Below are 23,546 nucleotides of genomic sequence, written 5' to 3'. Positions count from 1 at the left end.
CACGACTCGACCATTAAGAAGACTGGATGAAAACCCGCGACCGGATCCTCGAATGTGCCCTGCAGTTGTTCAACCGCAAGGGCGAACCGAACGTCTCCACTATGGAAGTTGCCAACGAAATGGGGATCAGCCCCGGTAACCTCTACTACCACTTCCACGGCAAGGAGCCGCTGGTGCTGGGGCTGTTCGAACGCTTCCAGGCCGAACTCGCGCCGCTGCTCGACCCGCCCTCCGACGTGGAACTGGCACCAGAAGATTATTGGCTGTTCCTGCACCTGATTGTCGAACGGCTGGCGCATTACCGGTTTCTGTTCCAGGACCTGTCGAACCTGGCCGGGCGCTTGCCGAAACTGGCCAAGGGGATACGCAGCCTGCTCAACGCCTTGAAGCGCACACTGGCGTCATTGCTGGCGCGGTTGAAGGCTCAGGGGCAGTTGGTCAGCGACACTCAGGCGCTGGGGCAACTGGTGGAGCAGATCACCATGACCTTGCTGTTCTCGCTGGACTATCAGCGGATTCTTGATCGTGAGGGCGAAGTGCGGTTGGTGGTGTACCAGATCATGATGCTGGTGGCGCCGCACCTGCTGCCATCAATCAAGGCGGCGACGGAGCAGTTGGCACTGCAATACCTGGAAGAACACGAATAGCCCTGTCATGGGATAAACATATTCCAATGTGGGATCGCTGCGTCTACAAAACTGCGCGCAAACAAAAACGCCCGACCTTCGCAGGCCGGGCGTTTTCTTTAGTCCTGAAAATCAGGACTGACTGGTTGGCGTCGATGGAGACGGCGCGGCAGTCGGGGTGACAGCAGGGGTCGGCGCGGCAGCGGAGTTCGCTGTGCTGGCAGGGGCCGGGGTTGCCGGGGTTGCCGGGGTTGCCGGTCTGGCGGCTGCCACTGCTGGTTTTGGTGCAGCGGCTTTCGGCGCTGCCGGCTTTTTCACCACGGGCTTCTTCGCTGCGGCAGGTTTTGCCGCTGGCTTGGCTGCCGGTTTGGCGGCTGCGGTTTTCGCAGCAGGCTTGGCCGCCGGTTTTGCGGCTGCTTTGGCTGCAACCGGTTTGGCTGCCGACTTCGCGGCTGCAGGTTTCGCCGCCGCTGTTTTGGCCGCAGGCTTGGTCGCTGCTTTGGCAACGGTTTTGGCCGCAGCTTTCACCAGCGGTTTGGCGGCGGTTTTAGCCGCAGGTTTGGCCGCTGCGGTTTTCGCCGCCACGGGCGCAACCTTGGCACCGGTGAGTCGCTCAATTTGCTTGGTCAGCGTATCGACCTTGCTGTGCAGCGCTTTCACTTCGTTGCGGCTCGGTACACCCAGGCGCGAAATGGCGCTGTTCAGGCGCTTGTCGAAAGCCCCTTCCAGTTCATCCCACTTGCCCAGTGCGCGGTCTTTCACGCCGCTGATGCGCGATTTGGCGGAGGAAGCCGTGTCCTTGGCCGCATCGACTTTTTTGCCGACTGCGTTTTTGGTGAGCTTCTCGGCTTTCTCGCCGTCTTTGACCAATGTATCGAAGAGCTTGCTGCCGTCAGTGTCGATCTTCGAGTACACGCCTAAACCAGCCAGCCAGATTTTGCGGGAGTAGTCTTCGACCTTCCCGATCCACGAGCTGCCTTCTTTTTCAGTATTCTTTTTGCCAGCCATCCCGTTCTCCTTAAGATTTACGCGCGACACGTTCGAGCAATGCCGTCAGCTCATCGAGCTTAGCAGAGAGTGTCTCCACGTCATGTTTAGACGGAATGCCGATACGATTCAAGGCACTTGCGACGCGCGAGTCGAACGCCTTCTCGACCTTGTCGAGTTGAACTTCGACCTTGCCCTTGAAAGTAGTCACTTCATCTTTGGCGTCATCGATCTCGGCATTGGCCGCTTCGAGTTTTTCAGCAACTACCTTTTTGCCTTTCTTTTCAACGATTTGACCAGCCTTGATCAACTCCTGAAAGTACTCGCTGCCCTCTTGGCCAACTTTGGTATAGGCACCCAGACCTGCCAGCCAGACGCGGCGGGCATAGGATTTGACGTCATGCAAAGCAGTCGACGAAGCATCGATTTTTTTCTTCAAAATAACTTTGGCCATGGTGCACCTCACGCGCAGAAGGTTTGAGGAACTGCCCGCGAAAGTGTCGGGCTCATGCACAAAGTAGGGAGAATAATTAGAAACGGCACCCTAACAACTGACATAAAACCTTGGATTCACCCCAACAAAAACTGTGGGAGCGAGCTTGCTCGCGATGGCGGTTCATCATTCAAGATGAATGTTGGCTGACACACCGCTATCGCGAGCAAGCTCGCTCCCACAGGTGATCGTGTTCACAAATCGAGACCGGGTCAGACCAACGCCTTGTCCAGCGCCTTTTCGATTTCCGATTTGATCGTGCCGCTCATGGCCGACATCAACAGGCCCAGTTCCACATCGACCCGAATCGTCTCTTCGCCCACATGCACCGCGCCTTTCACGCCGGAGCGCTTGAGGTTCAGGGTGTCGCCGGACCACTGTGGTTCCAGGCCGTATTGATCGGACAGTTTCTGCGCCAGCTTGTCGGCTTTCGCCCGGGCCGCTTCCTTGCCCAGGCCGTGGGTACGCTCAACACTTATACGGGCCATCGAATGACTCCTGCTTGATGAATGCTTTCCCGGGCATTTTGACCGTCACTGCGGCAAATCGTCCCGGCGGTTGCCTATCTTACCTTCACCCTTGCCAAGACAAAGCAGGCCACCGGGATTAGAATGTCCCGCATTCTCTTCTGGTGACAGCGATATGACTGATCAGCGCAAAGGCAGCGATGCCGAACCCACCACGCACTTCGGTTTCAAAAACGTTCCGGAAAGCCAAAAAGCGGAAAAAGTCGCTGAGGTTTTTCACTCGGTAGCCGCCAAGTACGACCTGATGAACGACCTCCTGTCGGGCGGCATGCACCGTCTGTGGAAGCGTTTTGCAATCGAACTGTCGGGCGTGCGCACCGGTAACCGTGTGCTGGACATCGCGGGCGGCACTGGTGACCTGACCAGGAAATTCTCGCACCTCGTCGGCCCGACCGGCCAGGTGGTGCTGGCCGACATCAACGAATCCATGCTCAAGGTCGGCCGTGACCGCCTGCTGGACCTGGGTGTGGCCGGCAACGTCGAATTCGTCCAGGCCGACGCTGAAAAGCTGCCGTTCCCGGACAACCATTTCGACTGCGTGACCATCGCCTTCGGCCTGCGCAACGTCACCCATAAAGAAGACGCGCTGCGTTCGATGCTGCGCGTACTCAAGCCGGGTGGCCGTCTGCTGGTGCTGGAGTTCTCCAAGCCGACCAACGCGTTGATGTCCAAGGCCTACGACGCCTACTCGTTCGCCTTCATGCCGTTGATGGGCAAGCTGATCACCAACGACTCGGAAAGTTATCGTTACCTGGCCGAATCGATCCGCATGCACCCCAACCAGGAAACCCTGAAGTCGATGATGGTCGAGGCCGGTTTCGACCGCGTGACGTACCACAACATGACTGCAGGCATCGTCGCCCTGCACCGCGGCATCAAGCCCTGATGCTGCTCGCCGGCCTGTTCGCCAGCGTGGAAACCGGTCTGAACCGGGTGCTGCGTCTCGACAGCACGGCGCTGCCGCGGCTGGCGCATTTGACCGGGAAAGTGATCGCCGTCGATTGCCGCAACCCGGCCTTGCAACTGTTCATCCTGCCCAGCGACGAAGGCCTGATGCTCGCCTCCCAATGGGAAGGCGGCGCCGACTGCACCCTGCGTGCGCCGGCTTCAAGCCTGCTGAAACTGGCGATGAGCAAGGACAAGACCTCGATCCTGCACGGCCCTGAAGTCGAACTCGACGGTGACAGCGGTGTGCTGCTAGAACTGGCCGGCGTCCTCCAGGACCTGGAGCTGGATTGGGAGTACGAACTCTCGCGCTGGCTCGGCCCGGTGGCCACGCAGTTGGTCGGCGGTCACCTGCGCAGCCGCGCGCGCTGGTATCAGCAAGGGTTCGCCAGCCTCAATCAGAATCTTGGCGAATACCTGGCCGAAGAATCGCGCACCCTCGTCGGTCAGCGCGAAGCCGAAGCCCGTTTCAGTGAACTGGACCAGATCAAACTCGATCTGGAACGTCTCGAGGCGCGTTTCGAGCGCCTTTCCCGATCCCTAGACCCAAGCGATAACGCATGAAGCTGCTTGCCGTCCGCCGTTTGTTGCGCATCCAGCGCGTCGTGATCCGCTACCGCCTCGATGACCTGCTGTTCGCCCTGCCGCTGCCCTGGTTTCTGCTGGCGCTGCGCTACGCGTTGCCGTGGCGCTGGTTCCCGCGCAAGCCGCTGGACCTGAGCCGTGGCGCGCGATTGCGTCTGGCGCTACAGGACCTGGGGCCGATCTTCATCAAGTTCGGGCAGATCCTGTCCACCCGTCGCGACCTGCTGCCCGAAGACATCGCCGATGAGCTGATGAAGCTGCAGGACCGGGTGCCACCGTTCGACTCGCAAGTGTCGATCAAGCTGATCGAAGAGCAGCTCGGCAAGAAGATCAGCGAAGTCTTCAGCCGCTTCGACGTCGAGCCTCTGGCCTCGGCCTCGGTGGCGCAGGTGCATGCCGCGCAGCTGAAAACCGGCGAAGAAGTCGTGGTCAAAGTGATCCGCCCGGGCCTGAAACCGATCATCGCCCAAGACCTGGCGTGGCTGTTCATCCTTGCCCGCACGGCGGAAAAACTCTCTGCCGACGCACGCCTGCTGCACCCGGTGGACGTGGTCCAGGACTACGAAAAAACCATCTACGACGAACTCGACCTGCTGCGCGAAGCCGCCAACGCCAGCCAGTTGAAACGCAACTTCGAAGGCTCGCCGCTGCTGTATGTGCCGCAAGTCTATTGGGACTGGTGCCGGCCGAAAGTGCTGGTGATGGAGCGCATCTACGGTATTCAGGTCACCGATCTGGCGACCCTCGCCGACCAGCGCACCGACATGAAAATGCTCGCCGAGCGCGGCGTGGAGATTTTCTTCACCCAGGTGTTCCGCGACAGTTTTTTCCACGCCGACATGCACCCCGGCAACATCTTCGTCAGCACCGTCACCCCGTGGAGCCCGCAGTACATTGCGATCGACTGCGGCATCGTCGGCAGCCTGACCCCGGAAGACCAGGACTATCTGGCCCGCAACCTGTTCGCCTTTTTCAAGCGTGATTACCGGCGCGTGGCGCAGTTGCACATCGATTCGGGCTGGGTGCCGGCAGAAACCAAGCTCAACGAATTCGAAGCGGCGATTCGCACCGTGTGCGAGCCGATCTTCGAAAAACCGTTAAAAGATATTTCCTTCGGTCAGGTGCTGATGCGTCTGTTCCAGACCGCTCGGCGCTTCAACATGGAAGTGCAGCCGCAGCTGGTTCTGCTGCAAAAAACCCTGTTGAACATCGAGGGGCTGGGCCGTCAGCTGTACCCGGACCTGGATTTGTGGAACACCGCCCAGCCGTTCCTCGAACGCTGGATGCGTGAGCGCGTCAGCCCCAAAGCCTTGATCGGCAATGTGCAGAGCCAGTTCGAACAACTGCCGCATCTGGCCAACATGGCCCGCGACCTGCTCGAACGCATGTCACAACCGCACGCTTATGATCCGCCCCCGCCATGGCACAAGCGCAAGGACGACTGGTTCCTGCGCTTGCTCGGCTGCGCCCATCTGGGCGGTGGCGCTGTGCTGGCGGTCGGTGGCCCACTGCACGAACTGGGGCATTGGCCGGCCGGAATCATGATGGCCATTGGTTTGTACCTGGTCGTTCGCCGATAGCCAGTGACGTGATCCGCTGGCACACTGTTTCAACGCTGCACTTATGCAGGTGGCCTCTATTATTGAAGTGTGGGCCGCACGGAGTCGAAGATGAAAAACTGGCTGGACGAGATCAAGTGGGACGCAGACGGCCTGGTGCCGGCGATTGCCCAGGACCACAAGACCGGGCGCGTCCTGATGATGGCCTGGATGAACCGCGAAGCACTGGAACTGAGCGCTGCCGAGAACCGTGCCATTTACTGGTCACGTTCCCGTGGCAAGCTGTGGCGCAAGGGCGAAGAGTCCGGCCACGTGCAAACCCTGCATGAGATGCGCCTGGACTGCGACGCCGACGTCATCATCCTGATGGTCGAGCAGATCGGCGACATCGCCTGCCATACCGGTCGTCAGAGCTGCTTCTATCGCGTCTTCGAAAACGGCGACTGGAAGACCGTCGACCCGGTACTCAAAGACCCGCACGCCATCTATAGCGCAGGACACAGCCATGAGTGACACCCTGACCCGTCTGGCCCAGGTGCTGGAAGAGCGCAAAGGCGCCGCCGCCGACAGCTCGTATGTCGCCAGCCTGTACCACAAGGGTTTGAACAAGATTCTGGAAAAAGTCGGCGAAGAGTCGGTCGAAACCATTATCGCCGCCAAGGACGCCGCCATCAGCGGCGACTGCAGCGACGTGATCTACGAGACCGCCGACCTGTGGTTCCACAGCATGGTCATGCTCGCCCAACTGGGCCAGCATCCACAGGCTGTACTCGATGAACTGGACCGTCGCTTCGGTCTGTCCGGACACGTAGAGAAAGCCTCGCGCCCGTCCGCCTGAATATATCTTTGAGAGGAGCAGCAACATGGGCATTTTTGACTGGAAACACTGGATCGTTATCCTGGTTGTCGTGGTGCTGGTGTTCGGCACCAAGAAACTGAAAAACCTCGGCACTGACGTCGGCGAATCGATCAAGGGCTTTCGCAAGGCCATGAACGACGACGAGAAGCCGGCAGACCCAACGGTGACTCCGCAACAACCGGTCCCACCTGCCCAGCCAGTGTCCCCACAGGCCCCTTCGCCACTGAACCAGCCGCACACCATTGACGTGCAGGCACAGAAAGTCGAAGAGCCGATCCGCAAAGACTCGTGAGCACAGACTAATGTTTGGTATCAGCTTCTCTGAACTGCTGCTCGTCGGCCTCGTTGCCCTGCTGGTACTGGGCCCCGAGCGCCTGCCGGGTGCTGCGCGCACCGCTGGCCTGTGGGTCGGGCGCCTGAAGCGCAGCTTCAACGCGATCAAACAGGAAGTTGAACGTGAAATCGGTGCCGACGAGATTCGTCGGCAACTGCACAACGAGCACATTCTGTCGCTTGAGCAGGAGGCGCGGAAGATCTTCACGCCGACTCAGCAAGAGGCGACACCGGTTCAGCCGGCGGAGTCGGTTGAGCATGTGGCGCAACAGACGATCCATGCCCCCGGCACAGAGCCGGTCGCCACCGTGGCAGGCGTCGAGCCTGCGCCGGTCGTGGTCACGCCGCCTCCAGCAGAACCTGTTGCTCCTGCCGCCGCGCCGACAGCGCCGGCTCCTCATGACCCAACACTGGCGCCGCGAGCCCCATGAGCGATCTTCCTGAAAATGACCAGCACATGCCGCTGGTTTCGCACCTCACCGAGCTGCGTACCCGTCTGCTGCGTTGTGTAGCGGCCATCTTCATCATCTTCGCCGGGTTGTTCGCCTTCACCCAGCAGATCTACACCTTTGTCTCGACACCGCTGCGGGCATACCTGCCGGTCGGCGCGACAATGATCGCCACCGACGTCTCGTCGCCGTTCCTGACGCCGCTGAAACTGACGATGATGGTCTCGCTGTTCCTGGCGATTCCGGTGATCCTGCACCAGATCTGGGGCTTCATCGCGCCGGGCCTGTACAAGCATGAGAAGCGCATCGCCGTGCCGTTGCTGGTGTCCAGCATTGCGCTGTTCTACACCGGCATGGCGTTCGCCTACTACCTGGTGTTCCCGCTGATCTTCAAGTTCTTCGCCTCGGCCACCCCGGCCGGTGTGGAAATGATGACCGACATCACCAGCTACCTCGATTTCGTCATGACGCTGTTCTTCGCCTTTGGCGTCGCATTCGAAATCCCGGTGGCCGTGGTGCTGCTGGTATGGATCGGCGTGGTCGACGTCAAATACCTGAAGAAAATCCGTCCGTACGTCGTCATCGGCTGCTTCGTGGTCGGCATGATCCTGACACCGCCGGACATCTTCTCGCAGACGCTGCTGGCCGTGCCAATGTGGCTGCTGTTCGAAATCGGCATCCTGTTCGGCAGCCTCGTGAGCAAACGTGGCGACCGTCCAGACGATCAGCCGGCTGACGATCACAACGACCAGCCGCCAGCGACCCAAGCGTGAACCTGCTGCTCCTCGAAGAGGCCGACTTCATTGCGGCTGACCGGGTGGTCCTGCGCGATCGTCGCTTGACTCACATGCAGGAAGTTCACCGCTGCGAAGTCGGCGACAGCATGCGGGTCGGGCGGATTGGCGGTTTGATGGGCTCAGCCGAAGTGCTGCGCCTGCAAGCCTGCGAAGCCGAACTGCGCGTCACCCTCGACCAGCCGCCGCCCGCCAAGCTGCCATTGACCCTGGTGTTGGCCCTGCCGCGCCCCAAAATGCTGCGTCGGGTGTTCCAGACCGTTGCCACCATGGGTGTGCCACGGGTTATTCTGGTCAACAGCTACCGCGTCGAGAAGAGCTTCTGGCAGACGCCGTTCCTGGAGCCCGAGGCGATTCGCGAGCAGTTGATTCTCGGCCTGGAACAGGCGCGAGACAGCGTGCTGCCTGAAATCATCATCGAGAAACGCTTCAAGCCGTTTGTCGAAGATCGTCTGCCGGCGATCACGGATGGCACGTTGGGGCTGGTCGGCCATCCGGGCAACTACCCGCCCTGCCCTCGTGGCCTGGATGAGCCGGTGACGCTGGCCATTGGTCCTGAGGGTGGCTGGATTCCTTATGAGATCGATCTGCTGGCCAAGGCTGGATTGCAACCGGTGCAGCTGGGCGAGCGGATTCTACGGGTTGAAACGGCGGTTACTGCGCTGCTGGCCCGTCTCTTCTAACACCAAACACGATCCCAATGTGGCGAGGGGGCTTGCCCCCGCTCGGCTGCGAAGCAGTCGTAAAACCGGTGGATGCGGTCTCACCTGAAACAGCGATGGCCGCTTCGCGCCCAAGCGGGGGCAAGCCCCCTCACCACATGTAATTTGCCCGCCTGAATACCGCGTTTCTCCTTCAGATCCACGCCAACCCGCCGATAAACACCCCATAAAACCAACTAACAGGTCCGAGGGGAGTAGCAGCATGTACCGTTGGCTAGCCGAGAAACTGGGAAACGTAAGCGTTAATCGCAAACTGGGTGTCGGCTTCGGTCTCGTCCTGCTCCTCACACTATTGATCACCTTCACCGGCTGGACCGGACTGAACGGGGTGATGAGCCGTGGCGACAAGCTGGGATTCATTTCCAGCCTCAACGAGCTTACCAAGGACTTGCGCCTGGCCCGCCTGGACTACGAAATGCGCCGTGGCGAACAAGGCCCCGGCGCGGTCAACGACCAGCTCGACCAGCTCGATGCCGGTCTGCAAACCGCACGCAAGATGATTGAGAAACCTGCCGACGTGGCGATGATCGATCAACAACTGGCCGCCGTCAGCCAGTATCGGCAGGCCTTCACCGCCATGGTCCAGGCCGGCGCCAACCGCGAAGACGCCCGCAGCAAACTCGGCGCCACCGCGGACAACGCCGTGGCCAAGGTGGCTGAAATAGAGAAAGCGCTGCTGCAAGGCGACAGCGTTGTCCAGTTCAACAGCGTGATCGACCTGAGCAAACTGATCCAGCAAGCGCGCTTTCAGGTGCGCGGCTACACCTACAGCGCCAAGACCGAAGCCGAGCAACCGGCACTGGATGCCATCGACAACGCCCTGAAAAACCTCGAAACCCTTGCACCCAAACTGCCGGAGCAGTACGCCGCCAACCTGCAACAGGCCAGCGAATCGCTCAAGTCCTATCGCGCTGCCGTGAGCCAGTACCGTGATTCCCAGGTCGCCAGCGCCGCCGCGCTCAAACGCATGGGCGAACAAGGCGACCTGCTGCTCGACGTCAGCAAGAAGTTGACCGTGTCACAAACGGTGGTGCGCGATACCGATGCGGCGAGTGCCAAGAATCTACTGCTGCTGGCCAGCCTGCTGGCCGTGGCATTCGGTCTGCTGGCCGCCTGGGCCATCACCCGCCAGATCGTGATTCCACTGAGCCAGACCCTGAAAGTCGCCGAGCGCGTGGCGGCAGGCGACCTGACCCATAACCTGGTCTCCCTGCGTCAGGACGAACTGGGCCAGCTCCAGCGTGCCATGCAGAGCATGACCGTGGGCCTGCGCGAGTTGATCGGCGGCATCAGCGATGGCGTGACGCAAATCGCCAGCGCCGCCGAAGAACTGTCCGCCGTCACCGAGCAGACCAGCGCCGGGGTCAACAGCCAGAAGGTGGAAACCGATCAGGTGGCCACCGCCATGCACGAAATGACCGCCACCGTACAGGAAGTCGCACGCAACGCCGAAGAAGCCTCTGAAGCCGCCGTCGCCGCCGACCAACAGGCCCGCGAAGGCGACAAAGTGGTCGGCGAAGCCATCGCCCAGATCGAACGCCTGGCGCTGGAAGTCGGCAATTCCACCGCTGCCATGGGCGAGCTGAAGCGCGAAAGCGACAAGATCGGCAGCGTGCTGGACGTGATCAAATCCGTGGCCCAGCAAACCAACCTGCTGGCGCTCAACGCCGCCATCGAAGCCGCCCGTGCCGGTGAAGCCGGGCGTGGTTTTGCCGTGGTCGCCGACGAAGTCCGCAGCCTGGCCCAGCGCACCCAGAAATCCACCGAAGAAATCGAACAACTGATCGTCGGCCTGCAAGCCGGCACCCAGCAAGTGGCGACCATCATGGACAACAGCCGCAGCCTGACCGACAGCAGCGTCGAACTGACCCGCCGCGCCGGTGGTTCGCTGGAAAGCATCACCCGCACCGTCTCGGCGATCCAGTCGATGAACCAGCAGATAGCTGCCGCCGCCGAACAGCAGAGCGCCGTGGCCGAGGAGATCAATCGCAGCGTGCTGAACGTGCGCGACGTGTCCGAGCAGACCTCGGCTGCGAGTGAAGAGACCGCGGCCTCCAGCGTTGAGCTGGCGCGGTTGGGGACGCATTTGCAGATGCTGGTGGGGCGGTTCAAAGTCTGAAAAAGCCTGCAGACAGTACAAGAAAGAAAGCATCGGCCGCCGGCGGTCCATCCGCCGGCCATACCTAACTGCGTCTGAAATTGAACAATTGAGTTCATCCAGGCCGAAGACGTAACCTTAAAAGTTAACACGATATACAGAACTGTCTACCTAGCAGTTCTGTTAGTTATGCCAGCTTCCTGACCCGCGCACAATGGAGATCCTGCTTACTCCTACGGGGTCACCATCATGAGCAAGAAAAGAATAAAAACGTCTGTCACCCCAGAGGCAGCACTCTCTAGCGACAATTCACTCCAGAACAATTACAGCCGCTGGATGACCGATATGGCATCCGCAATTGCCAGACTGAAACTCCACCAACTAGCCATCCCCGGCGCGCATAACTCGGGCGTAGACAACGCCGGAAAGTTTGATGTAGGCAAGAGCTGGGCGGTTTGCCAATCCAAAACTTTCCCTGATCAATTAGCCGCCGGGGCGCGATATCTGGATTTGCGTCTTGTTGATAAAAGCTATAAAAAAGATATCGGAGGCAGCAAAAAGCCAATATATAAATTCATAGAGGTCCTTGACTTCAGGCATGGCATAGTTAGTGTCGGCAGAACTCTGGAAAAACTGATTCGTGATGTTGACGATTTCGCAATCGCCAACCCGGGTGAAATTATATTTATTGATTTTCATCACTACGATCGAGGACGCAACTACGCTTACAACAGCCTCGAGCGTGTTTTGGCGAAATTCAGCAGGATGAAAGATCGCTTGATACCACCCTCGGCCATGGATCTGAGTATTAGTGACATCCGTAGAATGCACCCTGGATGTAATATAATATTGTGTCTTGATCACAACTATCCACAACCCGCGAGCGGAGACAAATGGCCAGGCGGGACGGTGCGTAGAGAACAGATATGGAAGCCACTTAGACATATCTGGACAGCTTCCGCATCGGAAGAAAACGTAAAACAACTTGTCATTGAAACAATGGCGTCCCCACCACTGGATAAAGATTACCTTGTGCTCTCTGCCGCAGCGAGCAACCACCTGAGCATTCCAATAGATTTGTCCGAAAACCACCCTATAAGGACCGAAACATTCAAAGCGGGGTTTCAGAACGCGAAAATCGTGATGGTTGATTTCATTGAAAGCCCGTCCTCCAGAGTCGGCGTTGTGGACCGTTGTATCGAGCTGAACAGACTCAGAGCCGCAGATTACCAACCGCCATCCATGCCCACCAACCTTGTTGTAACAACGAAAGATGTCGGCGAACCTAATGGACAGTTCCCAAATACCCTTGTATTCAACTGGGACCGTTCAGCCGACAATCTCGGCGTCCGGTATTATAAAATTTTCAGCAACGGTGAGCATTCAGCCAGCACCAATACTATTCCCTACGAACTCAAAAACCGAATGAGAAATTATTACTCTGTCCAGGCAATCGACAACGTTGATAACGTATCAGCCCCCTCCCCGGAGTTCGAACTGATCCAGGACGTCGTACCTCCGACAATCCCGGAGATTCAACATTTGAGAGCAGTCAGTGACGCGGCGTACTTATTCTGGTACCAATCATACGATGAACTTGGAATAGATAAATATGAGATACACGTGAATGGCATATTTAACAAATACGTAGCCCCGGCCCCACATCCTATTATGAGCGCTTCCATAACCGACCTGATTAGCACGGAACAATATGAGATTAAAATTCGTGCCATAGATAACAACAGATTGACCTCGGAGTTCGCAACAACAACACTTTTTCCACGACCAAAGGTGATCAACCCCAGCTATTCCATCGTGGGTTATGACGAGCTAACCCAACAATACAGCGTTAACATTACGTGGGAGGTAGACGTACCTTCGAATGAAAAAACACACTACTGGGGCTCAACACTTAACGCGGAATATTACGGTCGCTATCTCCCCGTAGCAGACGAAGGCCCCACATTTAACATCCTTGCCCGTGAAAATGAAACCATAAATCATATGTGTAGAGTGTATTATGGGGATGACATTACATATAGCTTTACTGCTTACGACTTTGTTTTTGACGCAACACCACCAGCACCCGTTAACCACCTGAATATCACATCCCATACACCAAGCTCTATCACCATCTCATGGACGCCCTCTACCAGCGCCAACGTAACAAACTATGCAATTTCGGTAAACGACGAAGTTCCCATATTGGTTTCTGAATCAGTGAACACCTATACGTTCACATCCGAAGAAATGTCATTAGACGAACCCTCTCTGGTCGAAGTATGGGCAATTAACGATATCAACGCTTGCTCACCTATTGAATCGCTCACAATAGACGCAATAGACGCAAAACCCGGCCAACCTGGACCATTAACAGTCAGCTCAATGACTGCAACATCGGCAGTTATCACCTGGACCGCTCCACAAGGAGGTTCACCCGTGACCAGTTACAGTGTTTCGCTCAACGGTGGTTCGCCAATCACCGTCACCGGCCTCAGCCACACTTTCAGCGGCCTAATAGACGCCACTTCCTACAGCGTTGAAGTCCGGGCTGTTGACGCCCAAGGCAATCAGTCCGATCCCGCTACTGCGACGTTCAATACCCCTGACGTAACGCCTCCGAGCAAGCCGGAAAAACTAACAGTCAGCAGCATCACTGAGACATCGGCCCGGATCACCTGGGACGCTTCACAAGACAATGTCGGCGTCGCTGGTTACAGAGTTTCGCTCAACGTTGATACGCCAATCACCGTCACCGGCCTCAGCCACACCTTTAGCGGCCTCAACTATGCAACCTCCTACAACGTTGAAGTCCGGGCTGTTGACGCCCAGGGAAATCTGTCTGAACCGGCGATGGCGAACTTCCAAACTGAAAACCCACTCCCGGATTCGCCGGAGAATTTACGTCTGGTGAGCCTCGGAGCTGAGGCGGCTCGCTTTGAATGGGACAAGGCGCTTAACGCTACAAGCTATAACATCACCCTGAAAAGTACCCTTGAGACAAGGAGCAGCCATACCACCACACTTGAGCAGATATTTTATGGTACTTATTATTCCGCTATTGAGTACGAGTTATCGGTAACTGCATCCAACAGCTGGGGAACGTCACTTCCGATAACTATCAAATTTAATGGCAACACAGATAGACCATCAGCACCAATCAACTTTCGTTTTTTCAGGACGCCTGATTACCGTTACACACTGGAATGGGATGCAACAAGTCAGCCAGTGGATGCATATTTGGTCAGGCTGATCGGTCCCGAGGGAGACCGCCCGTATCACACCAAGAGTACGATCCTGGAGTCGCTAGACCTTCTTCAAGGAGCCCGTTACAAGGTAGAGATTCAGTCATATTTTGATGAGCATCATTTTTCTCTTCCGTTGCTGGGTGAATTTACCGCAATCTGACTCTGACTGCGCCTGATAAACACACTGTTCTCAGGCGCGCTTTTTACAACACCTGGCGCAAAAACGCCTTCGCCCGCGGATCCTTCGGTGCATCGAAGAACTCCGCTGGCGAGGCGTCTTCCAGCAACTTGCCATGATCAAAAAACAGCACGCGATCCGCCACCTCCCGCGCAAAGCCCATTTCGTGGGTCACGCAGACCATGGTCATGCCTTCCACGGCCAGGGTTTTCATCACGTCGAGCACTTCGCCGACCATTTCCGGATCCAGCGCCGAGGTCGGTTCATCGAACAGCATGACCTTGGGTTCCATCGCCAGCGCTCGGGCGATCGCCACGCGCTGCTGCTGACCGCCGGACAGGCGCGACGGAAATTCGTTGGCCTTCTGCGCGATCCCGACCTTCTCCAGCAACGCCAGGGCCTTGGCCTCGCGCTCTTTTTTGCCGCGCTTGCGCACGACTTTCTGTGCCAGGCAAAGGTTTTCCAGCACGGTCATGTGCGGGAACAGGTTGAAGTGCTGGAACACCATGCCGACTTCGCGGCGGTAGGCGTTGACGTCGGTTTTCGGGTCTGCCAGTTGCAGGCCGTCGATGCTTACCGAGCCCGAATCGAATTCTTCCAGACCATTGAGGCAGCGCAGGAAGGTCGATTTGCCGGAGCCGGACGGGCCGATCACCACCAGCACTTCGCCCTTAGCCACTTGGGTGGACACGTTATCCACCGCGCGCACCACCTGGCCACGGGTGTCGAAGACTTTTACCAGATCGCGGACTTCAATCACTTTGCGCGAGCCTCCGCTCAAGCCGGCTGGCGATTTTCGACAGCGGCAGGTTGATCAACAGGTACAACCCGGCCACGCAGAACAGGATTTCGAACGGCGAAAACGAGGTGGTAATGACTTCGCGGCCGCTTTTCAGCAGTTCGGTAATCGCGATCACCGATACCAGCGAAGTGTCTTTCACCAGGCTGATGAATTGCCCGGCCAGCGGTGGCAACACGCGTTTCAGCGCTTGCGGCAACACCACATGGCGCATCGATTGACCGGCACTCAGGCCCAGCGAGCGCGCCGCTTCGTTCTGGCCGCGGGCGATGGATTGCACGCCGGAGCGGATGATCTCGGCCACATAGGCGCCGGTGAACAGCGACAGCGCGGCGATCCCGGCGAATTCCCGGGACAGGTTCATCACGGTGCCGATGAAGAAGTAGAAAATGAAGATCTGCACCAGCAATGGCGTGCCGCGTACCAGCTCGACATAAATGGTCGAGAGATCGCGCAGGGTCGGATTGCTGGACAAGCGGCACAGGCCGGTGGCAAGACCGATCAGCAGGCCGAGTACGCCGGACACCACGGAAAGCCACAAGGTGGTCCAGAGCCCCCAGAGCAGCGGCCCCGCCGCCCAATGCCGGGTCACGCCGATCACGTCGCCTTCAGCCACGTCATCGCCCTGGGCAACCTGCAGGCTGTTGTCATCGACGCTCAGGTGCTGCTCGTCACCGGCTTCGTTGCGCAGGGTGACGTCGGCCTTGGCGCCTTTGCGCACCAGTTCGCTGACCGTCGAGATGTCGGCGGCGCGCTGGGATTCTTCGGCCTGGTAGGCGAAGTACTGCGGCACGCGGTTCCAGCGCCATTCGTAGGACATCAGCGAGGTGGCGTAATACAAAGCGCCCGCCAGGCCGATCAGCACCAGCACGGTTAGAACGTGCCAGGGCCATTGGGATTTTTTTTGTTTCATCTGTCAGCAGATTCCAAGGTGTATGTCGCCAGGGAGGACCTCATCGCGAGCAAGCTCGCTCCCACAGGTTCTGTGCCGAACACAAAAACTGTGTTCACGCCGATCAACTGTGGAAGCGAGCTTGCTCGCGATTGGGGCGGCGCGGTCTAACTGACCGGGCCTTACTCCATATCCTTCAACCAGGCGGTGTCTTTGAACCACTTGTCATGGATGCGATCGTAGGTGCCGTCTTCGTGGATCTGGTGCAGGAAGTTGTTGATGAAGTTGATGCTGTCGTAATCACCCTTCTTCAGACCGAAGGCCAGCGGCTCATAGGTGAACGGCTTGTCGAGGAACACCAGTTTGCCGGCACCGACCTTGCTCACCGCGACCACGTTGTACGGCGCATCGTAGATGAAGGCGTCGGCCTTGCCGTTGACCACGTCAAGCACGGCTTCCTGCTCGTTGTCATAGCCGTGGTACTTGGCTTTGGAGATCAGCTTCTTGGCGACCATCTCACCGGTGGTGCCGAGCTTGGAGGTGATGCGGTAGTCATCGGTGTTCAAATCCTTGTAGGACTTGATGGTGCCTTCCAGGTCCTTGCGGATCAGCAGGGTCTGGCCGACGACGATGAACGGTTCGCTGAAGTTCAGGCGCAGGTTGCGTTCCTGGGTCAGGGTCATGCCGCTGCCGATCATGTCGAACTTGTCGGTCATCAGGGCCGGGATGATGCCGTCGTAACCGGTGGAAACCATTTCCAGTTTGACGCCCATGGCCTTGGCCATGGCTTTGAGGATGTCGACTTCGAAGCCGATGATCTCGCCGCGCTTGTTGGTCATCTCGAACGGCATGTAGGTCGGGTCCATGCCGACTTTCAGCGTGCCGCGCTTGACCGCGTCATCGATGGCACCGGCCTGCGCCGCACTGACTGCAACCAATGCCGTGACGCCGACCAGCAGCATCGAAAGATACTTCTTCATCATCAAGTCCCCAAAACCATCGCGTTGTGAGGCGCGCAAAAGGCCGTTTACGTAGCGTAAACGCACCCATACGGACACAAATTATCCGGGCGCACCAATTCGGGGACGGATGCTAACGCACTCGTTCGTTTGCACAAGGGTTTACGCAGCAATTTGATCGCGCCCAGGCTTGGGGGAACGATCAGCAGGCAAAAAAAACCCCGCTTGCGCGGGGTTTTTCGTTACGCCAACTGAGGCTGCAGGCTCAATGGCTTGAGCGGCAGCAGTGGCGCATGCGGATCGGCCTTCAGCGATTGACGCCATGCGTCCAGCCAATCGGTATGGCCTTCGCTCCAGACCTGCTCATGCAGGCGAGCCAAGGCAACCGGGTCGCTCAGCAGTTGCAGGCGCTCGTGGTTACTCAGCCCGGCCGGGCCGGCTTTCAACGCGTGACGAACGCGCTCGACCCGCAACCACTCGATCGGCTCGGCCTGACCATGACGCGACGTCGCCAGCGAACACGCCAAGGCGTTCTGCTGAGGATCGACCACCGCACGCACAAAGCCGTCTTTCAACGCGTGGTAACGATTTTCGTGGGTGTACTGGTCGGTTGCCAGCAACGCCTGTGGCGGATTGTATTCCTCAGGGATCAGGAACAGGCTCTCGTCACGGGACTTGAGGCCGAGCTTCACGCGGCTGGAAATCACCGACACCGGAATCGACAGCATCAACGAACCGACGATCGGCACCAGCCACCACAGGAAGCTCGGGTTCAGCCACACCACCAGCAAGGCCCAGAAGAAGCCCAGCAGGGTTTGCGGACCGTGGCGTTTTACCGCTTCGCTCCATGGCGTCGAGTCGTCGTCACGTTGCGGCGAATTCCAGGTCGCGGCCCAGCCCAGGAACGCGGCCAGCACGAAGCGGGTGTGGAAAATCATCCGCACCGGCGCCAACAGCATGGAGAACAGCATCTCCAGCAGCATAGACAGCGTCACCTTGAACTTGCCACCGAACTCTTTCGCGCCCTTGGCCCAGATCAGGATGATGCTCAGCAACTTCGGCAGGAACAGCAACACGATGGTCGTCGAGAACAGCGCGACGGCCTTGTCCGGGTGCCATTGCGGCCAGAGTGGATACAGCTGGCGCGGCTCCATGAAGTACTGCGGCTCCATCAATGTGTTCACGGCCAGCAGGGCGGTGGACAACACCAGGAAGAAGAACCACAGCGGCGCCGACAGGTAAGACATCACGCCGGTCAGGAACACCGCACGGTGCACCGGGTGCATGCCTTTGACCAGAAACAGCCGGAAGTTCATCAGGTTGCCGTGGCACCAGCGACGGTCACGCTTGAGTTCGTCCAGCAGGTTCGGCGGCAATTCTTCATAGCTGCCTGGCAAATCGTAGGCAATCCACACGCCCCAGCCAGCACGACGCATCAGCGCCGCTTCAACGAAGTCGTGGGACAGAATTGCACCGGCAAATGCGCCTTTACCCGGCAACGGCGCCAGGGCGCAGTGCTCGATGAACGGCTTCATGCGGATGATCGCGTTATGGCCCCAGTAGTGGGATTCACCCAACTGCCAGAAGTGCAGGCCGGCGGTAAACAATGGGCCGTACACACGAGTCGCGAACTGCTGCATGCGCGCATACAGGGTGTCCATGCCCGAGGCACGCGGCGCGGTCTGGATGATCCCGGCGTCCGGCGTGGCTTCCATCAAACGCACCAGACTGGTCAGGCACTCGCCACTCATGACCGAGTCGGCGTCGAGTACGACCATGTACTTGTAATCACCGCCCCAGCGACGGCAGAAGTCGTCGAGATTGCCGCTTTTACGTTTAACCCGACGACGGCGACGGCGGTAGAAAATCTTGCCGAAGCCCTTGGCTTCGCGGCAGACGTCCAGCCAGGCCTGTTGCTCGGCCACGCAGATATCGGTTTCGTTACTGTCGCTGAGGACGAAGAAGTCGAAGCGGTCCAGGTCACCCGTCGCCGCCACCGATTCGAAGGTCGCGCGCAGTCCGGCAAATACCCGAGGCACGTCTTCGTTGCAGATCGGCATCACCAGAGCGGTGCGCGCGTCTTTGGGAATCGGCTCGTTACCGGCGCTTTTACCGGAAATACGGTATTTGTCGTGACCGGTGAGCAGTTCGAGGAAGCCCATCAGCGCGGTCCAGAAACCGGCCGACACCCAGCAGAACAGAATCCCGAACAGAATCAGGATGCTGGTTTGCAGCGCATACGGCAGCACTTGCGTGGCGGTTTGCAGCAGCGATTGATGCAGCACTTCGTTCAGATCGACAAACGACCAGCCCTGGTACGGCATGATGCCTTTCATGTACCAGCCGGCAACGATGGTCTGGCCGAGCATCAGCACCAGCAGAATGTAGCGACGGATCGAACCGACGGTACGCCAGCGAGCGGCCGGCAGCACACGTTCATCCTTGGGCGGCGCCGGCGGATTGGTGCGGCCGGTCATGCGGCGCCAGCCACGCACCAGAATATTGGTGCGCCATGGCTCCGGCACGACTTTGGTCCGGCGGATCGGCGGGGTCGCCTTGAGCACGACACGACCATTGGCGTCCACCGCCAGCATCTCGGCTTCTTCCAGTTCTTCGGCGGTGTTCAGGGTCAGGCGCTTGCCCACCGAAGCCTGGGCGGCCTCGGTCGGGGCGTCGAACGTCGATGAAGACAGACGCTGATGCAGTTCGCTGAAGGACTGGCAGCCCGCGAGTTCCGCGCGCTGCTCATCGGTCATCGGTAGATGCGCCAGATACTCCGATAGAGTTTCCGGCTGTACTTGAGAATTACTCATCGGCAGGCAACTGATAGCTCCAGGTCTCGGTCAGGACTTCTTCAGTCGCTGTCGATTCCGGTGTGGCTGGGGCCGCGTTCGCAGCGGCAGGCTGCTTGGCGTCTTTGTTGTCCTTGTCCTTGGCAGCCGTGGCTGGCTTGGCATCAGCCTGTTTGGCGTCTGCCTGCTTGGCGTCCTTCGCTTCTTTTTCTTCCTTCTCCTGCTGCTTGGCGGCCACTTTGTCGGCCTTGGCAACGGAAGAGCTGGACGACGGAACCGACGACTTCGCCAGGTCCTCTGGCACCACGTTCTCAACCAGGGCCGCGCGCATCTCGGTAGGCTTGCTCGGGTCCTTGATCTTCATGCGCAGCGTCAGGCGCCAGCCCTTGGTTTCAGAGTTGTAGCGAACGCTGTTCTCGACCAGTTCGGCATTGTCGCCAACGCTGACCTGGCTGCGCACGTCCGCCGTTTCCGGCAATGCAGCCAGGGACGGGCCTTCAAAATCGACCAGATAAGCAACGGTGCCGTCCGGCTGACGAATCAGGTTGGACTGCTTCACGTCACCGGTCGAACGCAGTGTCTGTTTAACCCAGGCGCTGTCCGGGGCGTGCAGGGCAGCTTCGTCGATGGTCCAGTGCATGCGATAGGCGACGTCCAGCGGCTGGCCTGGTTCAGGCAGTTTTTCCGGGCTCCAGAAGGCAACGATGTTGTCGTTGGTTTCGTCAGCGGTCGGGATTTCCACCAGGTCTACGGAACCTTTGCCCCAATCGCCTTTTGGCTCGATCCAGGCACTTGGGCGTTTGTCGTAGCGGTCGTCGAGGTCTTCGTAGTGGCTGAAGTCACGGCCACGTTGCAGCAAGCCGAAACCACGCGGGTTCTCGATGGAGAAGTTGCTCACGGCCAGGTGTTTCGGGTTGTTCAGCGGGCGCCAGATCCACTCGCCATTACCGGCATGGATCGACAGGCCGCTGGAATCGTGCAGTTCGCGACGGTAGTTCAGCACTTTCGACGGCTGGTTGGCGCCAAACAGGAACATGCTGGTCAGCGGTGCAATGCCGAGCTTGGTGACCTTGTCACGCAGGAACATGCGGGCTTTGACGTCGACCACGGTGTCGCTGCCCGGACGCAGGATCAGGCGATAGGCGCCGGTAGCACGAGGCGAATCCAGCAGCGCGAAGATCACCAGGTGCTTGTCGCCCGGCTTTGGCTGTTGGATCCAGAACTCGGTGAACCGCGGGAACTCTTCGCCGGACGGCAACGCGGTATCAATGGCCATGCCGCGAGCGGACAAACCATAGGTATGACCCTTGCCGACAACGCGGAAATAGCTCGCGCCGAGCATGGTCATGATTTCGTCTTGCTTGTCGGCCTTGTTGATCGGGTAAAGCACACGGAAACCGGCGTAGCCCAGTTGCTCAGTGGCTTTAGGATCGAATTTCAGGTCGCCGAAATCGAAACGACTCGGGTCGTATTTGATCTCTTCGACATTGTTCGCCGTGATTTCGTTGATTTTCACCGGCGTGTCGAAATGCATGCCCTGGTGATAGAACGACAGCTTGAACGGGGTTTTCTGATCCGCCCATTCGGCCTTTTCGGTCAGAAAACGAATTTTCTGATAGTCCGCGAATTTCATTTCACGAAATTCGTTCGGCAGGTTACTGCGCGGGGCTTCGTATTTCTGCCCGGCCAGGTCTTTTGCCTTGGCCGATACATCATCCAGATTGAATGCCCAAAGCTGGCCGGCGCTGAACAGGCAGAGCAGTGCAGAGCCCGCTACCAGTGCGTTTCGTAACCGTTTGGCAGACAATTTTGGTGCATTACAGGGACTAACAATCACGAGCAACCCTCGCCGAAAACAGATCAAAAAACCAACGGCCAGATTAAGTGCCTGTGTGGCAAACGGTGTAGTAAAACCGGCCTCACAGACGACTCTTGCCAAGTTGGCGAGCATTGTTCCGACTCCGATGGGGCTAAATGATTCCCCAAACGGTTACAGGACAAGTCTCTACCTAAGTCAAAATGGACCAACGAACGCTGATCCCCGTAGCGCGCGATTATCTAGTAGGCCGCGTGACAACGCATCAGGGGTAGCAAAGTATTTATCGCGAAAACACCCTGTTTTCAGCCGAAACACCTGGAAAAACATGTTTCAGGCCCTTTCAGGTCTGTAACAAGAAGGTTACCGGGCCATCATTGACCAGGTGCACCTGCATATCCGCGCCGAATCTACCTGATGCCACAGTGCCATGCATCTGTTTCGCCTTGCCTAATAGATAGTCGAAAAGTTCCTCGCCCAGGGCCGGAGGGGCAGCGGTCGAAAAACTCGGACGCAACCCGCTCTTCGTGTCAGCGGCCAGGGTGAACTGCGAGACCAGCAGCAACCCGCCACCTACCTCCGCCAGGGACAGATTCATCTTGCCCTCGGCGTCACTGAATACACGATAGTTAAGCAGCTTATGCAGAAGTTTGTCGGCACTGGTACGCGTGTCATCGGGCTCGACTGCTACCAGTACCAGCAAACCCTGCTCCACCGCACCCACTACCTGCCCCGCTACCTCGACTCGCGCGCCACGCACGCGTTGCAGCAGGCCTTTCATGCTTCTTCTGGCGGTAGATCAAGCATGCGCCGTGCCATCTGATCGGCGGCGCGCACCAGGGCGTCGGTAATACCCGGCTCGGACGCGGCATGACCGGCATCGCGAATGACCTGCAGCTCACTGTTCGGCCAGGCCTGATGCAGTTCCCAGGCATTGTCCAGCGGGCAGATGACATCGTAACGACCGTGGACGATCACGCCTGGCAAATGGGCGATCTTGCCCATGTCGCGGATCAGCTGGTTCGGCTCAAGGAAGGCATTGTTGGTGAAGTAGTGACACTCGATGCGGGCAATCGACAAGGCGCGTTGCGGCTCGGAGAAACGGTCGACGACCAACGGGTTCGGGCGCAGGGTTGCCGTGCGACCTTCCCAGGTGGACCAGGCCTTGGCCGCATGCATCTGGGCAATCTGATCGTTACCGGTCAGGCGTTTGTGGAACGCAGCGAGCAAGTCACCGCGCTCGTCCTGCGGGATCGGCGCAATGTAGTCCTGCCAGTAGTCGGGAAACAGACGGCTGGCACCGGCCTGGTAGAACCACTCGATTTCCTGCGCACGGCACAGAAAGATCCCGCGCAGAATCAGACCGTGGACACGCTCCGGGTGGGTTTGCGCGTAGGCCAGCGCCAGGGTCGACCCCCAGGAGCCACCGAACAGCACCCATTTCTCGATGCCCAGGTGTTTGCGAATCCGCTCAAGGTCGGCGACCAGATCCCAGGTGGTGTTGTTTTCGAGGCTGGCATGCGGTGTCGAGCGACCACAGCCGCGCTGATCGAAAGTAACAATGCGATACAGATTGGGGTCGAAGTAGCGACGGCTTTGCGCATCGCACCCGGCGCCGGGGCCACCATGGATGAACACCACCGGCAAACCTTCCGGTGAACCGCTTTCGTCGACGTACAGCGTGTGGGTTTCATCGACGGCCAGATCGTGCCGGGCGTGAGGTTTGATCTGCGGGTACAAAGTCTGCATTGCGCGCTCCGTAAGGGGTCGAGGTCATCCCTGGGGGGACTTCTATTATTGTGCCGTCTGGCATCATAAACCCGATTTACGTCAATGAGCATGCACTTGAGCAGGCAGAGTTTGTCAGTCATGTACGCCACTAATC

22 protein-coding genes are annotated in these 23,546 nt (G+C 58.6%); 12 read left to right on the top strand and 10 right to left on the bottom strand.

Annotated features, from left to right (window positions below):
* Nucleotides 1-26: 26 nt before the first annotated feature.
* Complete coding sequence (locus POF45_RS18070; RefSeq protein ID WP_259498519.1) at nt 27-647, top strand: TetR/AcrR family transcriptional regulator; 621 nt, start codon at nt 27-29, stop codon at nt 645-647.
* 111 nt (nt 648-758) lie between these two features.
* On the opposite strand, the gene POF45_RS18065 is transcribed toward POF45_RS18070, so the two are convergent.
* The 3 genes from POF45_RS18065 to POF45_RS18055 form a co-directional block, all read right to left on the bottom strand.
* Nucleotides 759-1,634 carry a phasin family protein gene (locus POF45_RS18065; protein WP_282316293.1) on the bottom strand — a complete coding sequence of 292 codons (876 nt, stop codon included), beginning with the start codon at nt 1,632-1,634 and terminating at the stop codon, nt 759-761.
* Between the two features lie 10 nt (nt 1,635-1,644).
* Nucleotides 1,645-2,067 (bottom strand): phasin family protein, encoded by a 423-nt coding sequence (locus POF45_RS18060; RefSeq protein ID WP_259498516.1) that lies wholly within the window; start codon nt 2,065-2,067, stop codon nt 1,645-1,647.
* Between the two features lie 251 nt (nt 2,068-2,318).
* Entirely contained in the window at nt 2,319-2,594 is a 276-nt protein-coding gene (locus POF45_RS18055) for a polyhydroxyalkanoic acid system family protein (protein WP_259498514.1), read from the bottom strand.
* Nucleotides 2,595-2,748: 154 nt separating this feature from the next.
* On the opposite strand from POF45_RS18055, the gene ubiE reads away from it, so the two are divergent.
* From ubiE to POF45_RS18000, 11 genes are all read left to right on the top strand, one after another.
* Complete coding sequence (gene ubiE / locus POF45_RS18050) at nt 2,749-3,519, top strand: bifunctional demethylmenaquinone methyltransferase/2-methoxy-6-polyprenyl-1,4-benzoquinol methylase UbiE (RefSeq protein ID WP_007989286.1); 771 nt, start codon at nt 2,749-2,751, stop codon at nt 3,517-3,519.
* Nucleotides 3,519-4,142: a ubiquinone biosynthesis accessory factor UbiJ gene (locus tag POF45_RS18045; RefSeq protein ID WP_282316291.1), complete on the top strand. Its 624-nt coding sequence runs from the start codon at nt 3,519-3,521 to the stop codon at nt 4,140-4,142. Before ubiE ends, POF45_RS18045 begins: the two co-directional genes overlap by 1 nt.
* The gene (gene ubiB, locus POF45_RS18040) at nt 4,139-5,743 is read left to right on the top strand and encodes a ubiquinone biosynthesis regulatory protein kinase UbiB (RefSeq protein WP_259498503.1); all 1,605 of its coding nucleotides are present in this window, start codon (nt 4,139-4,141) and stop codon (nt 5,741-5,743) included. Before POF45_RS18045 ends, ubiB begins: the two co-directional genes overlap by 4 nt.
* A 90-nt stretch (nt 5,744-5,833) precedes the next feature.
* Complete coding sequence (gene hisI, locus POF45_RS18035; RefSeq protein ID WP_259498502.1) at nt 5,834-6,235, top strand: phosphoribosyl-AMP cyclohydrolase; 402 nt, start codon at nt 5,834-5,836, stop codon at nt 6,233-6,235.
* Nucleotides 6,228-6,560, top strand: a complete 333-nt coding sequence (locus tag POF45_RS18030; RefSeq protein WP_003220849.1) for a phosphoribosyl-ATP diphosphatase — start codon at nt 6,228-6,230, stop codon at nt 6,558-6,560. Before hisI ends, POF45_RS18030 begins: the two co-directional genes overlap by 8 nt.
* Nucleotides 6,561-6,585: 25 nt before the next feature.
* On the top strand, nt 6,586-6,873 hold the full coding sequence (locus tag POF45_RS18025) for a twin-arginine translocase TatA/TatE family subunit (RefSeq protein WP_259498497.1): 288 nt from the start codon (nt 6,586-6,588) through the stop codon (nt 6,871-6,873).
* A 10-nt stretch (nt 6,874-6,883) separates the two neighbouring features.
* Complete coding sequence (gene tatB, locus POF45_RS18020) at nt 6,884-7,345, top strand: Sec-independent protein translocase protein TatB (protein ID WP_259498495.1); 462 nt, start codon at nt 6,884-6,886, stop codon at nt 7,343-7,345.
* Nucleotides 7,342-8,136: a twin-arginine translocase subunit TatC gene (tatC, locus tag POF45_RS18015; RefSeq protein WP_259498493.1), complete on the top strand. Its 795-nt coding sequence runs from the start codon at nt 7,342-7,344 to the stop codon at nt 8,134-8,136. The genes tatB and tatC overlap by 4 nt, the downstream gene beginning before the upstream one ends.
* Nucleotides 8,133-8,840: a 16S rRNA (uracil(1498)-N(3))-methyltransferase gene (locus POF45_RS18010; protein ID WP_259498490.1), complete on the top strand. Its 708-nt coding sequence runs from the start codon at nt 8,133-8,135 to the stop codon at nt 8,838-8,840. Before tatC ends, POF45_RS18010 begins: the two co-directional genes overlap by 4 nt.
* A gap of 241 nt (nt 8,841-9,081) precedes the next feature.
* Nucleotides 9,082-10,998, top strand: coding sequence for a methyl-accepting chemotaxis protein (locus POF45_RS18005; RefSeq protein ID WP_282316289.1), 1,917 nt, complete (start codon nt 9,082-9,084; stop codon nt 10,996-10,998).
* A gap of 228 nt (nt 10,999-11,226) precedes the next feature.
* Nucleotides 11,227-14,385: a fibronectin type III domain-containing protein gene (locus POF45_RS18000; protein ID WP_282316288.1), complete on the top strand. Its 3,159-nt coding sequence runs from the start codon at nt 11,227-11,229 to the stop codon at nt 14,383-14,385.
* 43 nt (nt 14,386-14,428) lie between these two features.
* Here the strand turns inward: POF45_RS18000 and POF45_RS17995 are convergent, their stop codons facing one another.
* From POF45_RS17995 to pip, 7 genes are all read right to left on the bottom strand, one after another.
* Entirely contained in the window at nt 14,429-15,163 is a 735-nt protein-coding gene (locus tag POF45_RS17995) for an amino acid ABC transporter ATP-binding protein (protein ID WP_259498484.1), read from the bottom strand.
* The gene (locus POF45_RS17990; RefSeq protein WP_259498482.1) at nt 15,156-16,115 is read right to left on the bottom strand and encodes an amino acid ABC transporter permease; all 960 of its coding nucleotides are present in this window, start codon (nt 16,113-16,115) and stop codon (nt 15,156-15,158) included. Before POF45_RS17990 ends, POF45_RS17995 begins: the two co-directional genes overlap by 8 nt.
* Before the next feature lie 161 nt (nt 16,116-16,276).
* Nucleotides 16,277-17,074 carry a transporter substrate-binding domain-containing protein gene (locus POF45_RS17985; protein WP_282316287.1) on the bottom strand — a complete coding sequence of 266 codons (798 nt, stop codon included), beginning with the start codon at nt 17,072-17,074 and terminating at the stop codon, nt 16,277-16,279.
* A gap of 221 nt (nt 17,075-17,295) precedes the next feature.
* Nucleotides 17,296-19,866 carry a glucans biosynthesis glucosyltransferase MdoH gene (gene mdoH / locus POF45_RS17980; protein ID WP_259498478.1) on the bottom strand — a complete coding sequence of 857 codons (2,571 nt, stop codon included), beginning with the start codon at nt 19,864-19,866 and terminating at the stop codon, nt 17,296-17,298.
* On the bottom strand, nt 19,859-21,682 hold the full coding sequence (locus POF45_RS17975) for a glucan biosynthesis protein G (RefSeq protein WP_259498476.1): 1,824 nt from the start codon (nt 21,680-21,682) through the stop codon (nt 19,859-19,861). Before POF45_RS17975 ends, mdoH begins: the two co-directional genes overlap by 8 nt.
* 322 nt (nt 21,683-22,004) lie before the next feature.
* On the bottom strand, nt 22,005-22,442 hold the full coding sequence (gene dtd / locus POF45_RS17970; RefSeq protein WP_259498474.1) for a D-aminoacyl-tRNA deacylase: 438 nt from the start codon (nt 22,440-22,442) through the stop codon (nt 22,005-22,007).
* Entirely contained in the window at nt 22,439-23,410 is a 972-nt protein-coding gene (gene pip, locus POF45_RS17965; RefSeq protein WP_259498472.1) for a prolyl aminopeptidase, read from the bottom strand. Before pip ends, dtd begins: the two co-directional genes overlap by 4 nt.
* Nucleotides 23,411-23,546 lie beyond the last annotated feature (136 nt).

The organism is Pseudomonas fungipugnans, assembly GCF_029955235.1.
GTDB lineage: Bacteria > Pseudomonadota > Gammaproteobacteria > Pseudomonadales > Pseudomonadaceae > Aquipseudomonas > Aquipseudomonas fungipugnans.
Note: the sequence above shows the minus strand (reverse complement) of the source record. Positions and strands in the feature narration are given on the sequence as shown.